Origin of the sequence: Gordonia zhaorongruii, from assembly GCF_007559005.1 — a bacterium.
GTDB classification, from domain to species: domain Bacteria; phylum Actinomycetota; class Actinomycetes; order Mycobacteriales; family Mycobacteriaceae; genus Gordonia; species Gordonia zhaorongruii.
In genome coordinates this window covers 1,554,234-1,568,287 of the sequence record NZ_CP041763.1, presented here as the reverse complement: position 1 = coordinate 1,568,287, position 14,054 = coordinate 1,554,234, and the positions used below count along the sequence as shown (strand labels likewise).

At 68.2% G+C, this 14,054-nt stretch carries 14 protein-coding genes; 4 read left to right on the top strand and 10 right to left on the bottom strand.

The features are described from left to right. Entirely contained in the window at window positions 1-1,938 is a 1,938-nt protein-coding gene (locus tag FO044_RS07260) for a methylmalonyl-CoA mutase family protein (protein WP_132994321.1), read from the bottom strand. A 143-nt stretch (window positions 1,939-2,081) separates the two neighbouring features. Between FO044_RS07260 and FO044_RS07255 the strand changes: the two genes are divergently transcribed. The 3 genes from FO044_RS07255 (at window position 2,082) to FO044_RS07245 (ending at window position 4,046) form a co-directional block, all read left to right on the top strand. Further along, complete coding sequence (locus tag FO044_RS07255) at window positions 2,082-2,795, top strand: TVP38/TMEM64 family protein (protein ID WP_235831561.1); 714 nt, start codon at window positions 2,082-2,084, stop codon at window positions 2,793-2,795. A 103-nt stretch (window positions 2,796-2,898) separates the two neighbouring features. Further along, entirely contained in the window at window positions 2,899-3,483 is a 585-nt protein-coding gene (locus FO044_RS07250) for a hypothetical protein (RefSeq protein ID WP_132994323.1), read from the top strand. Next, on the top strand, window positions 3,480-4,046 hold the full coding sequence (locus tag FO044_RS07245) for a hypothetical protein (protein WP_132994324.1): 567 nt from the start codon (window positions 3,480-3,482) through the stop codon (window positions 4,044-4,046). Before FO044_RS07250 ends, FO044_RS07245 begins: the two co-directional genes overlap by 4 nt. Here FO044_RS07245 and FO044_RS07240 read toward each other — a convergent pair. Next, window positions 4,040-4,864 carry a DUF3097 domain-containing protein gene (locus FO044_RS07240; RefSeq protein WP_132994325.1) on the bottom strand — a complete coding sequence of 275 codons (825 nt, stop codon included), beginning with the start codon at window positions 4,862-4,864 and terminating at the stop codon, window positions 4,040-4,042. The two genes, FO044_RS07245 and FO044_RS07240, sit on opposite strands and share 7 nt — an antisense overlap. A gap of 69 nt (window positions 4,865-4,933) precedes the next feature. On the opposite strand from FO044_RS07240, the gene FO044_RS07235 reads away from it, so the two are divergent. After that, window positions 4,934-5,743, top strand: a complete 810-nt coding sequence (locus FO044_RS07235; protein WP_132994326.1) for a serine/threonine protein kinase — start codon at window positions 4,934-4,936, stop codon at window positions 5,741-5,743. Window positions 5,744-5,746: 3 nt separating this feature from the next. Here FO044_RS07235 and FO044_RS07230 read toward each other — a convergent pair whose 3' ends face one another. From FO044_RS07230 to FO044_RS07195, 8 genes are all read right to left on the bottom strand, one after another. Further along, window positions 5,747-6,793: a ferrochelatase gene (locus FO044_RS07230; RefSeq protein WP_235831562.1), complete on the bottom strand. Its 1,047-nt coding sequence runs from the start codon at window positions 6,791-6,793 to the stop codon at window positions 5,747-5,749. Between the two features lies 1 nt (window position 6,794). Further along, the gene (gene inhA, locus FO044_RS07225) at window positions 6,795-7,628 is read right to left on the bottom strand and encodes an NADH-dependent enoyl-ACP reductase InhA (protein WP_132994328.1); all 834 of its coding nucleotides are present in this window, start codon (window positions 7,626-7,628) and stop codon (window positions 6,795-6,797) included. 55 nt (window positions 7,629-7,683) lie between these two features. Beyond that, the gene (fabG1, locus tag FO044_RS07220) at window positions 7,684-8,436 is read right to left on the bottom strand and encodes a 3-oxoacyl-ACP reductase FabG1 (protein WP_132994329.1); all 753 of its coding nucleotides are present in this window, start codon (window positions 8,434-8,436) and stop codon (window positions 7,684-7,686) included. Window positions 8,437-8,476: 40 nt separating this feature from the next. Then, window positions 8,477-9,469, bottom strand: coding sequence for a VWA domain-containing protein (locus FO044_RS07215; RefSeq protein WP_132994330.1), 993 nt, complete (start codon window positions 9,467-9,469; stop codon window positions 8,477-8,479). Beyond that, window positions 9,466-10,407, bottom strand: a complete 942-nt coding sequence (locus FO044_RS07210; RefSeq protein ID WP_132994331.1) for a DUF58 domain-containing protein — start codon at window positions 10,405-10,407, stop codon at window positions 9,466-9,468. The genes FO044_RS07215 and FO044_RS07210 overlap by 4 nt, the downstream gene beginning before the upstream one ends. Beyond that, entirely contained in the window at window positions 10,394-11,440 is a 1,047-nt protein-coding gene (locus tag FO044_RS07205; protein ID WP_132994332.1) for an AAA family ATPase, read from the bottom strand. Before FO044_RS07205 ends, FO044_RS07210 begins: the two co-directional genes overlap by 14 nt. 66 nt (window positions 11,441-11,506) lie before the next feature. Then, a complete protein-coding gene (locus tag FO044_RS07200) occupies window positions 11,507-13,033 on the bottom strand; it encodes an NlpC/P60 family protein (protein WP_132994333.1) in 1,527 nt (508 codons plus the stop codon). Window positions 13,034-13,272: 239 nt separating this feature from the next. After that, window positions 13,273-13,884, bottom strand: a complete 612-nt coding sequence (locus tag FO044_RS07195; protein ID WP_132994334.1) for an Rv1476 family membrane protein — start codon at window positions 13,882-13,884, stop codon at window positions 13,273-13,275. Window positions 13,885-14,054: the final 170 nt, after the last annotated feature.

Here is a 14,054-nt window from a genome sequence, read left to right as displayed (position 1 = left end):
TCACGCTCCCGTGGTCACGGTGGAGGGGGTCTCGTCGCCGGGCGCGACACCTAGGCGGTCGAGAAGGTCGGTCAGCAGCGCCACCGCGTCGATACCGGCACGCAGCGAGCCGTCGACGCCGTCGGCCTCCGGCCACTCGCTCTCCGGTCCTGCCAGCAGGACCCGCTTCGCACCTGCGCCGCGAGCTGCTGCTGCGGCCGCCGGACCCTCGTCGGCGTACCGGGCTCTGGTGCCGCAGATGACCACGACCGCCGACGGCCCCGTGGACACGGAGTCGGCGATCGCATCAGCACTCAACGGTCCGGGGTTGACGGCCTCGATCCCGCCTGCCGCGAGGAGGTTCGTCACGAACGTGGTGCGCCCGTTGTGCTCGGCGATCGAGCCGAGCGGGAGCAGCAGGACGCGTGGCCGGGCACCCGCGTCGGCTGCCGCATCCGCACGATCGCGGAGCTGCTCGAAACTGTGCGCCACTCGCGCGAGTTTCGGTGCGGCCGTGGGTACGTCGACGCAACCGGCCGCTCCGGCGGCGAGCGTCGGCTCGCCCAGGTTCGGAAACTCGCTCACGCCGGTCACCGGGAGTCGCCGGTGGGCGACCGCCTCCTCGCGGGCTGCCAGCGATCGGCTCACCTGTTCGGTGATCCAGCCGGAATCCAGGGCGCTCAGGTAACCACCGCGATCCTCCACTCCGGTGAACACGTGCCATGCGGCTGCCGCGAGGTCGGACGTCAGAGACTCGACGTACCAGGAGCCGCCCGCAGGGTCGATGACGCGGCCGAGATTCGCCTCCTCGAGCAGCAGGAGCTGGGTGTTGCGCGCGATGCGGCGAGTGAACGTCGGCCGCGACGTCCGCCGGTCCGCAGGCAGCGCTGCGTCGAACGTGTGCACGGTGACCTGGTCCGCGCCACCGACACCGGCGCCGAAGGCGGCGACGGTGCTGCGGAGCATGTTCACCCACGGATCCCGCTGGGTGAACATCGTCAGATCGGTCACCGCATGAGTGATCGCCGCACCGGCATCGGGGGCACCGAGCACCTCCGCCACCCGCGCCCACACCGTGCGCAGCGCGCGCAGCTTGGCGATCGCGGCGAACTGATCGTCGTCGACGGATACGGCGAAGGTGATCTGCGACAGCGCCGCCGCGACCGAGATCCCGGAGGCCACCAGATCCCGGGCGTGGACGACCGCAGCCGCAACCGACAATCCGATCTCCTGTGCGTCTGACGCACCGGCCTGCGCGAAGTCACTGCCGTCGACTCGGAAGGTCCGCACGCCCTCAGGCGCGGCAGCCGCCAGTCGGGTGGCTGCGTCTGCGGACACCCCGTCCCGACCCGAGAACGCCGCGGTATACGGAGAGAGACCGAGACTGTGCGTCGTCGCGGCCGTGACCGGTGCGGAGTCCGGGGCCTGCGGTGCTTCCGCACGCGCGGCGAGGAATGCCTCGGCAGCGGCGATGCCATCCGAGCCGCCATCCAGCGTGACCGGCATGAGGTCGAGGTAGACGCCGGCAAGGACGGCGGCGATGTCGGCGGTTGACACGGCGTCGCCCACGCGAAGCCAGACGCCGCTCGCGCCGCTGGCGGCGGCGTCGAGGATCGACTCGTTGAGCTGACCGGCGTCGGTGGCCGGCCCGTCACCGAAACGCTCGGTCACGCGCCACCCCTGAGTGACGTCCCGGGCCGGGTCGGCGCCGCGGGCGAACGGGAACGAACCGGGCAGGCCGGGCTCGCCGGTCTCATCCTTGCGCGTGTACAGCGGACGCACCACGACGCCGTCGCCGGTGTCCGTCGACAGCAGCGCCTCCGGAGTATCGGAGAGCTCACCGGGTTCCACGCGAGCCGACTTGGCCAGCACCGCAGCTGCAGCGGTCGACCAGCGGCCGTATGCGTCGTCGAGGTGCCCACCGGAACCCGGTGCCACGAGATTGTCGCCTGCCGTCATGATTCTGCGGCCTTCCGTCGTACAGGAGGTGAAACGTGTATCAGCACATTAACCGATCGCTCGCTCGGGCGGTCTGCAGGGCAGTGACCCACGTCGTAGAATGACATGCGATGCGTCCTGGTGCATACCGATCCGGTCGGTCGATGGAAGAAGCCGTCACGCCCCGGGGCGCGCCGGATGATGGGGCGGCCCCGCAACCTGTGGCCCGCGACTGGACACGGCAGATCAGCACGCGCCGAGCCGCGACCGGGCTGGTCCTGATCGTCGTGCTTCTCGTGAGCGCCTACTTCGTGCCGTTGCCCTCCATCGGGCAGGCCCGGGAATGGTCCGAGTCGCTGGGCCCGTGGTTCACCTGGCTGTTCTTCGGCACGTACACGGTCGCGACGATCGTACCGATCCCCCGCACCACGTTCACCGTGACGGCAGGCGTCCTGTTCGGCCCGGCGGTCGCTTTCACCGGATCGCTCGCCGCATCGGCCGTGGCGGCGGTGGTCGCGTATGCCGTCGTCCGGCGCCTCGGACGAGACAGGGTCAAGCCCTGGCTGTCCAAACCCGTCGTCGCCACCGTCGAGCGGCGCCTGGAACGACGCGGCTGGCTCGCGGTCGGCTCGTTGCGCCTGATTCCGGTGTGCCCGTTCTCGATCGTCAATTACCTCAGTGGTCTGTCGTCGGTGCGTCCGCTGCCGTACACGATCGCATCGATAGTCGGAACCGCTCCGGGGACCGCCGCCGTCGTATTTCTCGGCGACGCACTCACCGGTGACCCGGATCCCTCGATGCTGGTTCTCTCGGCATCGCTGTTCGCGCTCGGACTGATCGGTCTGGTCGTCGACAATCGTCTGCCAGTCAATGACTGAACATTGATTGTTATTTAATCAAGTACACAGCATTGATATATGAATCAACAATGCTTTAGCATTGACTTACTGATCCAGTACGGACGTACGAAGGAGGCGCCTCATGTTCGTCCTCACCGCCGATCAGCGAGGAAGCAGACGCGACCGGGACCGCGTGCCCGATGTCCTCGACCGCTACTCCGGTGCCCGTACTCTTCGGCCGTTCGACCGCACCGCAGGCGACGAGCTGCAAGCGGTGTTCGATGATCCGCACGACCTCTCGACAATCGCCGTGGAACTCGCCGCATCCGGACGCTGGAGCGTCGGGATCGGCATCGGCGACGTCTCAGAACCGCTACCGGAATCCACGCGCGCCGGCCGCGGCCCCGCGTTCGAATCAGCCCGAGCAGCAGTCGAGCAGGCGAAACACGATCGCCTGCGCCTGCGGGTGGTGGGCTCGTCCCCGACAGCGGCTCACGCTCAGACTGCGGCCCTGCTGCTCGTCGAGACGATGTCCGGTCGCTCGACTGCCGGTCGTGAAGTCGTTGGACTCATGCGAACCGGCTCCACCCAGTCGGCGGCCGCGAACCGGCTCGGCATCTCCCCGCAGGCCGTGTCGGCCCGGTTGCAGGCTGCGGCCTGGGACCTGCAGACTCCGGGAGAGGAACTGTTCGCAGCCCTCCTGTCCGCAGCGGAAGGAGACGCGTGATCCCCGTCGTCCTGCTCGCCCTCGCATCCGTTGCCGCGATCGGTGCGGCCGTCGTCCGGCGCTGTCTGGCCGCCGATGCGCGCACCTCCGACCGGACCGTGCTCGCCGTCGACTCGGTGTCCGCCGGCCTGGCGCTGGCGTTCCTCATTCCGGCGGCCATCACCGCGTACACCGGCGGCCCCCTCGACGGCGCTGCGCTGATAGCCGGGCTGGCATGCACTGTCCTCGCGGCCGCCGCGACCGGCAGCAGCGTGGTACGCATGGTCCTCGCGGCGGGGTCGATTCCGACCCGTGCGGACAATCACGATGATCCCGGCGCCGACGCAGACGTTCCACCGCTCCGCGGCGGCCGCATCATCGGACTCCTCGAGCGTGTGGGCGTCACCGTCTGTCTGCTGATCGGCTGGCCTGCCGGTCTCCCGGTGATACTGGGCGTGAAGAGCCTCGCACGGTTCTCCGAACTCCGTGCTCCGCACGCCAGCGAGCAGTTCATCCTCGGCACCTTCGCGTCAGTCCTCTGGGCGTGCGGTGTCAGCGGAATCGGCTACCTGCTGGGTCAGTGACCGACGGTCACGAAGTCGATCAACTCCTCGACACTTCTCAGCAGCGGAACCTCGAGGTCGCGAAAACTCGATACCCCGGCGAGTACGCGCCGCCACCCGTCCCGGGGCGCGCCCCAACCGAGTTCACGGCAGATGCCGGTCTTCCAGTCGATTCCCATCGGGATCCTCGGCCAGGCGTCGATCCCCACGGACGCGGGCTTAACCGCCTCCCACACGTCGACATAGGGGTGGCCGCACACCAGCACGTTCTCCCCCACCTCCGCGGTGAGCTTCGCCTCCTTGGTACCTGCGACCAGATGATCCACCAGCACACCTGCGCGACGATGCGGCGCGGGCTCGAACTCCGCGAGCGCCTCGTCGAGATTGTCGAGTCCGTCCAGGCTCACCACGACGACGCCCTCAGCGCGCAGATCGTCGCCCCACACGCGTTCCATGAGCGTCGCGTCGTGCACGCCTTCGACGAAGATCCGACTCGCGCGTGCCGTCCTGGCCCGCTGTCTCGGCGCCGCCCGTGACCCGGACGCCGTCCGGGCCTCCGCCTGAGCGACGGGGCCCCGGCCCCGTGGCCGGACCAGCGTCACCGGACGGCCATCGATCAGGAACGCCGACGGGTACATGTGGAACACCCGCGTCCGGCCGTGCCGATCCTCGAGCCGGACCATGTCGCCTGCGTAACTGCGCTCCATCCCGACCACGGCACCGCAGAATCCGGTCCCCGCGTCTTCCACGACGAGGTCCCGGTCGGCCGCCACCTCGGGTGCACGGGGCTTGCTCTTACGCGGGGAGGAAAGTACGTCCCGCCCATAACGATCGTCCATCACGGTGCTCAAGGTTAGGCGAACGCACCGGCCGAATGCGGACGACGCTCCGCGTATCGTGGAGACGTCATGACCACTCCCCCGATCACCTCCTTGCGAGCGTGGCCGGCGGCCACGCTCGCCGCGTGGTCCGCGGCGCGTGGCGCACGACGCTGCGCCCCCGACGACGTCCTGCACACGTTGCACGACTTCGCACAGGCGCACGAGATCGATGTCGCGCCCAGCGCGGCCGACGTCCGGATCTCGGGTAACACGGTCCTCGGACTCCTTGATCTCCTCGCAGGCAACGCCCACCTGGCGATGCGGATGCCTGCTCCCGGTGACGCGCAGGGGCTCCCTCCCGGACGTGTGGCGGAGGCGGCGATGTCCACCGATGAGGTGCTGCTGATCGACGACCGGCCCGCCGGATCGTCGGGCCCCACCGAGGCACTCGCACTGATTCCGCGTGGCACTCCCGAACGATGCCGCTGGACGCTCATCCGCTCCGATGCTCCGATCGGCGTCGACCACCTGTCCGCCGACACCCCACTCGGTGAGGTGGAGTACGAGCTACGCGGCGCCGTCGCCGAAGCCGCCGACACCATCTCCTCGATCGCCGGAGCACGCCCGCCCTCACCCGCCGACCTGCGCGACGCGTTGGCCGGGATGACGCAGGCTCGTCGTATCGACCTGCCGCCACATGACAATCCCCGAGTCGACCGAGTGCTCGCCGCGGCGGCGCAGGTCGATGCGATCGTCGCTCTCGCCGGTTCCGGCCGGATCGGCGTCGCGGGGTCTGAAATCGGCATGGCCGATGACCGTTTCCGGAGGCTGTCGGCGCTGACCCGCACCGCCCGCACCGCGGCCGTGAACACCGTGATCACCGACTACCGACGCTGAGAACTAGCGGCGCCGGACGGGCACGCAGCAGTCCTTCCGGCAGCTCATCCCGTTGTCGCCGCAACCGAGCGCGGTCACGTCACCACCGCCGTCGCAGTACCGCTCGACGAGGTCGGCGATCATGCGGACGAAGTGCGGATCCGTTCCCACCGTCGGCACCCGGACGTACTCCATGCCCAATTCGGATGCCACGTCCGCCGCTTCGGAGTCGAGATCCCACACCACTTCCAGGTGATCCGAGACGAAGCCGATCGGGCACACCACGACCCGCGATACGCCCGATTCCGACAGGACCCGCAGGTGATCGCAGATGTCCGGTTCGAGCCACGGAACCTGAGGAGGGCCGGATCGGGACTGCCAGACCACGTCGAACCCTTCCGCACCGACCAGCGCCGCGACCGCGGCCGACGCATCGGTGACCTGACGGGAGTACAGACCTCCGCCCGCATCGGCCGGTCCGGCACTCCGGTCGGCCGACTCCGGGATCGAGTGGGCGGTGAAGACCAGCCGTGGAGCCGCACCGCCATCCGCGAACCGTTCGAGTCCCTGCCGAACCGCGTCGGCGACCGCCGCACGGAATGCCGGTTCGTGGGCGAACTGCGGGAGCTTGCGGATGGTGAGACTCACCTGCGCACCGACCCCGGCGAGGGCGTTCGCAATGTCCTCGTGATACTGCCTGCACCCCGAGTACCCGCCCCAGGCGGACGTCGGGAAGACCAGGATCCGGCGATGCCCGTCCGCCACCATCTCGGCGAGCGTGTCTGCGACCATCGGATGCCAGTTCCGGTTACCGAAGTAGATCGGCAGCGCGCTCCGGCCCCGTCGATCGAGCTCGTCACGCAGGCCGGCGATCATCTCCCGATTGAGGCGGTTGAGCGGCGAGACCCCGCCGAAGTGCAGATAGTGCTGAACGACCTCGTCCAGCCGCTCCGGCGGGACGCCGCGGCCACGAGTCACGTTCTCCAGGAACGGCCGCACATCCTCCGGCCGGTCCGGCCCGCCGAACGACAGGAACAGCAGCGCGTCGAAACCGGCGGGCACGCCCGTCACGTCAGGAGAGGAAATCGTCCGGGAACCAGGTGTTGTGGCTCGCGCCGCCATCGACGTAGACGATGGACCCGGTCGTAGCCGGCAGGTAATCCGACATCAGGGTGCACACGCTCGTGCCGACGACGCCCGGATCCTCGACGTTCCAGCCGATCGGGGACGCGCCGTCCCAGTACTCGTTGAGCATGTTGAGCTTCTTGGCGTCATCGGTCGCCGTGCCGGAGATCGCCTTGGCGGCGAGAGTCTTGATGGGTCCGGCAGCGACCAGATTGGAGCGGATGCGCTTGGCATTGCCGACCTCCCTGGCCACGTAGCGGTTCACGGACTCCAGGGCAGCCTTCGCGACACCCATCCAGTTGTAGTCCGGCAGCGCCGTGCGCGGATCGAAGTCCATGCCGACGATCGCACCGCCCTCGTTCATGACGGGCAGCGCTGCCCGCGCGAGCGATGCGTAGCTCCACGCCGAGATCTCGAACGACCGCGCCACATCGGGGCCCGGACCTTCCAGGAACGGCACCGCGTCGGGGCCCATCAGGGTCTTCGGGGCGAACGCGATCGAGTGCACGACGCCGTCGATCCCCTGCGGTGCGAGCTCGCGGAGCTTGTCGGCGAGAGCGCTCAAGCTCTCCTCGTCGGTGACGTCGAGCGGAATCGCAGGCGGCACCTCCTGCGGGAGGCGCTTGGCGATCCGATCGATCAACCGAAGCCGCTCGGGAATGCCGGTGATGATGACCGTTGCGCCCTGCTCCTGAGCCACCTTGGCGGTGTGGAACGCGATCGACGCGTCCGTGATGATGCCGGTGATGAGAACGGTCTTACCGTCGAGAATGCCGGTCACGAAAAGCTCCTGTCGAGATGAGGGATCAGTGGATGGTGCGTGATTCGGACCGGTCTCAGTGACCCATGCCCATGCCGCCGTCGACGGGCAGCACTGCACCGGTGATGTACCCGCCCTGATCGGACGCGAGGAAGCTGATCGCCGCCGCCACGTCCTCGGGCTTACCTGTCCGTCCCAGCGGAATCGCCTGCTTGGCCATGTCCACGTACCGGTCCTCCATCGCGGCGGTCATGTCGGTATCGATGAATCCGGGAGCGACGACGTTCGCCGTGATGTTGCGCGAACCGAGTTCGCGGGCGATCGATCGTGCGAGACCGATCAGTCCGGCCTTGGAGGCCGCGTAGTTCGCCTGACCGGGGATACCGGAGGTGGCCACGACCGACCCGAGGAAGATCATGCGACCGAACTTGGCGCGCTGCATGCCCTTGGTCGCCACCTTGGCGCAGCGGAACGCGCCGGTCAGGTTCGCGTCCACGACGCTGCTGAAGCTCTCCTCCGAGAGCCGCATCAACAGCATGTTGTCGGTGATGCCGGCATTGGCGACGAGCACCTCCACGGGCCCCTGATGTTCCGCGACCTCAGCGAAGGCCCGCTCCACCGACTCGGTGTCGGTGACGTCGCACTGCACACCGAACAACCCGTCGGGGGCGCCTGAGCTGCGGTGCGTCACCGCGACCTTGTGGCCGTCGGCGGCGAGCCGCCGGGCGACTGCGAGGCCGATGCCGCGATTGCCGCCGGTCACCAGGACCGAACGCGGCGTCTGAGCAGCGGGAGCTGCCGAGGACGTGTTTTCTGCACTCTCTGCCATGGTTGTTCAACCTATCTCAGGGGGACTATGGACAGGCCCGTCAGGGCAGTCTCCGGTTCAGGAACAGCGCGGCCATGCTGCCGATGATCGCGATCAGGGTTCCGGCGATCAGCCACGGCCGTGAGTTGTCGCCCCGCTGACGCTCGTAGCCGATCTGCTTCTGCAGCGTCTCGTACACCTTGTTGAGCTCATCGAGACTCGATGCGGTGAAGAAGTCGCCGCCCGACAGATTCGCGATGGTGTGGAGCGACTCGTCGTCGACCGGGACGCCGACGCTCTCGGTACCGCCGCTCGGCGATTCGATCTCGACGCGGCCGTTCAGCGTGCCGAACGAGATGGTCGAGACCGGGATCTTCTTCTCCTTCGCCTTCCGCGCCGCGGTGAATCCACCGCGCGGGTCATCCGGGTTCTCCGGCACCGTCTGCTTGCCGTCGGACAGCAGCACCACGCGGGACGGCGGCGCTGCATCCTCGCCGCCGAGGGCGGCGTTGAGCGTCTGGATCAGCTGCACGCCGGCGAAGATCCCCTCACCGGTGGCGGTCTTCTCGGCGAGACGCAGATTATCGAGCGCCTTCTTCGTCGCATCGTGATCGGGCGTCGGTGAGACGAGGGTCGACGCGGTCCCGGCGAACGAGACGAGGCCCAGGTTGATCCCGTCCGTCAGATCGTCGGCGAAGCGCTTGCCCGCCGCCTGCGCAGCCTGGAGTCGGGACGGCGCCACGTCGGTGGCCTTCATCGACTGGGACACGTCCACCACGAGGACCACCGTCGCCTTGTTCCGGGCGACGTCGCGCTCGGCCATCGGCCCGGCCATCGCGATGGTCAGCAACAGCAGGCCCACCGTGAGAATCGCGAACGGGACGTGCCGGAAGCGGTCGGCTTTCGCGGGTGCCACCGATCTCAGCACGTCCATGTTGGCGAATCTGAGCGAGCGCGCCCGCCGCCGCCGCAGTACCCAGACGTAGGCGCCGATGAGCCCGAAGACCAGCAGAACCGACAGCAGCCACCACGGGTGGGCGAACAGATCGCTCATCGACTCACCCCGGCAGCCATGCCCCGACGGCGCTCACCGACGAAGCGGACGGTGTCCGCGAGCCAGTCACGATCGGTGCGCAACGACAGCACCGGTCCGCCGACCCCACGGAAGTTCCGCAGCACCTCGCTGCGATGGTCCTGCGCGGCACTGGCGAAATCCGCCCGCAGACGCGGAGTCGCATCCACGTCGAGCAGTTCACCGGACTCCGCGTCACGCAGGGTCAGCTGACCCACATCCGGAAGTTCGACGTCCCGGGGATCGAGGACCTCGACCCCGAGGAGCTCGTGGTGCGCACCGATCGCTCGCAACGACCGCGCCCAGTCGAACGGACCGAGGAAGTCGCTGACCACGACGGCGAGTCCGCGCCTGCGCAATGGCCTGCGCATCGCCTCGAGGCCTGCGTTCAAGTCGCCGCGCACGCCGGGCGAACTGCGCTCGGTGGTCGCCACCGCCTTCAGGAGCGCGCGGTCGTGCGCCTGCCCGGATCGGGCCGGAATCCGCACGATGTCATCGCCGGTCACGATGATCGCACCATGACGGTTGCCGCCACCGGCGGTGAGATGAACGATCGCCGCCGTCGCCGCCACCGCCAAGTCGCGTTTAGTGCGCGCACCGGAACCGAAATCGAGGCTGGCCGATGCGTCGACGACGAACCACGTCTCCAGTTCGCGGTCGGCGATCATCTGTCGGACGTGCGGGGTCGATGTGCGCGCGGTGACCGACCACTCCATCCGCCGGATGTCGTCTCCGGGCTGGTACTCGCGTGCCTCCCCCGGTTCGGACCCCGGACCCGGGATCAACCCGAGGTGCTCGCCCTGCAGCACCCCGTCGAGTTTGCGGCGCACCGTGAGCTCGAGGGACTTCAACGCCGCGGTCAGCGCCGGGTCGCGAAGCGTCCCGGCGTGGAACGACGGCAGGCCGTCAGCGACCGGCATGACCCTGCTGATCCGGCTGAGGTGCCTGCACCGGTGCGGCGCTCACCTGCGGCAACCCGATGGTCTGGAGAATCCTCGTGATGATGTGGTCCGTCGTCACCTCGTCGGCGAGAGCATCGTAACTCAGGACCAGACGGTGCCGGAGGACGTCCGGAATCACTTCCACGACGTCCTGCGGCACCACGTAGTCGCGACCGCTGACCAGGGCGAGGGCCCGTGCCGACGCGACGATGCCGAGCGTCGCACGCGGTGAGGCGCCGTAGGCCAGCCACTGCTCCACGTCGTCGAGACCTGATTCGGCGGGTCGCCGGGTCGCGTTGATGACGCGGACCACGTAATCGACGAGCGCGTGGTGGACGAAGACGTTGGCGGCCTTGCGCTGCAGGCGGATGGTGGTCTCCGGGTCGAGGACCGGCGACGCTGCGGGCGGCACATTGCCCATCCGGTAGACGATCTCCCGCTCCTCCTCCACCGACGGATAGTCGACGACCACCTTGAACAGGAAGCGGTCACGCTGCGCCTCCGGCAGCGGGTAGACCCCCTCGTTCTCGATGGGGTTCTGCGTCGCCATCACCAGGAAAGGCTCGGGCATCGGGTAGGTGGTGCCGCCGATCGACACGTGGCGCTCGGCCATCACCTCGAGCAGAGCGGACTGCACCTTCGCGGGCGCACGGTTGATCTCATCGGCGAGCAGGAAGTTCGCGACCACCGGACCGAGCTCGGTGTCGAACTCCTCTCGGCCCTGCCGGTAGATGCGAGTGCCGATCAGGTCCGTCGGGACCAAGTCGGGGGTGAACTGCACGCGGGAGAAGCTGCCGCCGACGACCGTGGCGAACGTCTCCACTGCCAGTGTCTTGGCGACGCCGGGCACACCCTCGAGGAGAATATGACCCTTGGCGAGCAGGCCGACGAGGATCCGCTCCACGAGCTTGTCCTGCCCGACGATGACGCGCTTCACCTCGTACATAGCGCGTTCGAGGAGCTTACTGTCCTCCGCGCTGAGTGCCAGATCCGGACTGTCCGATGAAGTCAAGCCGTTGCTCCTGAAGATCGTCGAGTGCGTGGTACGCACCCCACAGTAGCCGCGCCGCGATTCCCGTCAGAGAAGCCGTACGGCATACGGCATGGCGCCGTTCGTGCGGATCGGCGAGATCTTGACGACGGAACCGGACTGCGGGGCCTCGATCATGGTCTTGTCATCGAGTACCAGGGCCACGTGCGCGCTCGCGTTGGCGCCGTAGAAGATCATGTCACCGCGCTTCATCTCCGAGAGCGGGACATGCGGCCCGGAGGTGTACTGGTAGCCCGTGTAGTGCGGCAGGTCGATACCGACACCCGCGAAGCCGTAGATCATCAGTCCCGAGCAGTCGAAGCCGACCTTCTGGTAGTCGCCGTAGCTGTCGGCGACGCCGCCGTCGCGAATGCCGAGCGTCGGGCCGTTCGCGTCACCGCCACCCCACGCGTACGTGACGCCGAGTTGGGACTTCATCCGGTCGACCACCAAGTTGATGGCCTGCGGGCCACGCAGTCCGGGCCGGGTGACGCCCGGTGCACCGCCGCCGCCCATGCCGCCGAGCAGTCCGCCGAGGGAGCCGTTGCCCAGCCGGGTGATCGTGTTGTTCTCACCCTCCTCGAACGGGCTGGTTCCGCCGATGCCCAGTTCGTCGAGCAGTTCCGAGTGCGGGATCTGCTGTTTGCCGATCAAGCTGGCGAGCAGCGACTGCCCGGTGTCCGCGGCCAGTCGGCTTGCGGCGTTCGCCGCCTCCGAGAGCGCATCGTCGCCTGCGACGGGGTTGCGCGGAATGCCGTCGACGGCCTTCTCCAGGCCATCGGTGACCACACCCGGCAGTCGCGGCGCGTTGCGGTTGGCACCATCACCGCGTTGACCGTTGCGGCGGGAGGGAGCGTCCGCCTTCGACTTCGGCACGCCGCCTCGCAGCTCGGCCAGCTTGGACGCCAGCTCGGTTCGCTGCTCACTGAGATCGTTCCGCTTGCTCTGCTGGTCGCGGACCGCCGACTGCGCCGCCTGGAAGGCGTTGACGGCGTCGGCACGACGCGCGGAGGCGTCCTGTGCCGCCGCAGCCGTCTGCCGCTTGGTGGCCTCACTGGCGGCCACCCGGTTGGCCTGCTGGTTACGGGCCACCTGGAGCCGACGGATCACGTCCTGCTGCTGACGCGTCGCCCGATCGACGGCCGTCATCTTCTCGAGGACCTTCGAGGGATCGTCGGAGGCGACGTACTTGGTCATGGCGCCGCGGTTGTTGCCCTGCCGGTACACCGAGCGCACGAAGCGGTCGAAGTCGCGCTGGGCGCGTTCCACCTTGCCGCTGACCTCGTCCAGCGACGACTTCGCGCCACGACTGGCCGATGCTGCGATCTGCCGTGCGGCCACGGCGTTCTGGAAGTCGACGAGGGTCCGATTGACGTTCTCCTGGCGCGCGGCGACCGCGTTCGACAGGTCGGTCAGGTTCTGGTCGACGTCGGCGATCTGATTGATCAACGACGCCACCGGGTTCTTGTTGCTCGGCTCGGCGACAGCGGGGCCGGCCGCAAGCAGGCCGGCCAGGGCGACTGCCCCGACGGCGCAGCCTCGCGTCGTCCACCGTGCGCTCGTGTCAGCGTGCATCTACCGTGTACTCCCTAAACATGTGTCCCCCGTACACCACTAGTGTCTTCTGCACCGTACGTCACAGAGTTCCCACGGGAAACCTGAACCACTGAATTACAAACGCGTTATTACCTGCGGAAATGCAACTGAGCAGCACAAAACGGACGACCATTGCGGTCGTCACAGTTCGATAACACGCATAGCACTCGCCGAATCGGTGTGCGGTGGTGCGCCCGCGAGGGCGGAATCGGAGGGTGTCAGCCCCGCTCGAATGGCTGCCGACCAGGCTGATCGGCTGTCGCGTCTGCGGCTGCAGCGGTCTCCGCCGAACGCTCCGGCGCCTTCCGTGCACGCACGCGCGTCGTCCAGAAACGGGCGATGACGGCAGCGATGATCACGACCACGATCAAGGCGATCGACACCAGCGTCCAGTTCGCATTCGGTGCGGCCGCCCCGTCGTACAGCTCGCGTGCCGCCTGAGGCACGGACGCGCCGTTCGTCACCGCGTTCGTGGCATCCTCGAGCTCCACCCGGGAAAAGTCGGTCGACGCGGTGCCCGCGCCTCCGCCGGGCCCGAACACCACGACGGTGCCGCCGGTGCTCGACTGGAGTTCGTGCGCGATGTCGCGATACACCGTGAACGGCGAGAATCCCTGATCCAGCACGACGAAGTGCACGTCGTGCCCGTCGGCGCGGGCGTCGGCGACAACCTTCTTCAGTTGCGATGCCTGATCGGCGGGCGCCCACACGCCGTCCTTCTCAAGCTTCTTCGCGATCGCAGGAAGGTCGAGGCCGTCCCAGGTTTCGGCGGGACTTCCCCCCGCTGGCGCAGGGGCGGCGACGGTGAACACAACCGGTTCCGGACTCATTCGCGGGCTTCCTCGTCTACTGGTCGCTGACGGCGTAGACGTTACGTCAGTGCCTGCGCGGTCCCCTCGCTCAGGTGAACTCGGCGCGTCGAGTAGGGATTAGCCGCAAACCAGTACGTCCGTACTGCTAAGATGGATGACGTGGCGACGCGGCCCAGCCCGTACCGACG

Coding starts and splice junctions, on each gene's coding strand:
- FO044_RS07250 (WP_132994323.1), top strand. CDS start 2,899: ATGTTCGTCCTCACCGCCGATCAGCGAGGAAGCAGACGCGACCGGGAC.
- FO044_RS07210 (WP_132994331.1), bottom strand. CDS start 10,407: ATGCCGGTCGCTGACGGCCTGCCGTCGTTCCACGCCGGGACGCTTCGC.
- fabG1 (WP_132994329.1), bottom strand. CDS start 8,436: ATGGCAGAGAGTGCAGAAAACACGTCCTCGGCAGCTCCCGCTGCTCAG.
- FO044_RS07215 (WP_132994330.1), bottom strand. CDS start 9,469: ATGAGCGATCTGTTCGCCCACCCGTGGTGGCTGCTGTCGGTTCTGCTG.
- FO044_RS07200 (WP_132994333.1), bottom strand. CDS start 13,033: ATGCACGCTGACACGAGCGCACGGTGGACGACGCGAGGCTGCGCCGTC.
- FO044_RS07240 (WP_132994325.1), bottom strand. CDS start 4,864: ATGGACGATCGTTATGGGCGGGACGTACTTTCCTCCCCGCGTAAGAGC.
- FO044_RS07255 (WP_235831561.1), top strand. CDS start 2,082: ATGGAAGAAGCCGTCACGCCCCGGGGCGCGCCGGATGATGGGGCGGCC.
- FO044_RS07260 (WP_132994321.1), bottom strand. CDS start 1,938: ATGACGGCAGGCGACAATCTCGTGGCACCGGGTTCCGGTGGGCACCTC.
- FO044_RS07195 (WP_132994334.1), bottom strand. CDS start 13,884: ATGAGTCCGGAACCGGTTGTGTTCACCGTCGCCGCCCCTGCGCCAGCG.
- FO044_RS07235 (WP_132994326.1), top strand. CDS start 4,934: ATGACCACTCCCCCGATCACCTCCTTGCGAGCGTGGCCGGCGGCCACG.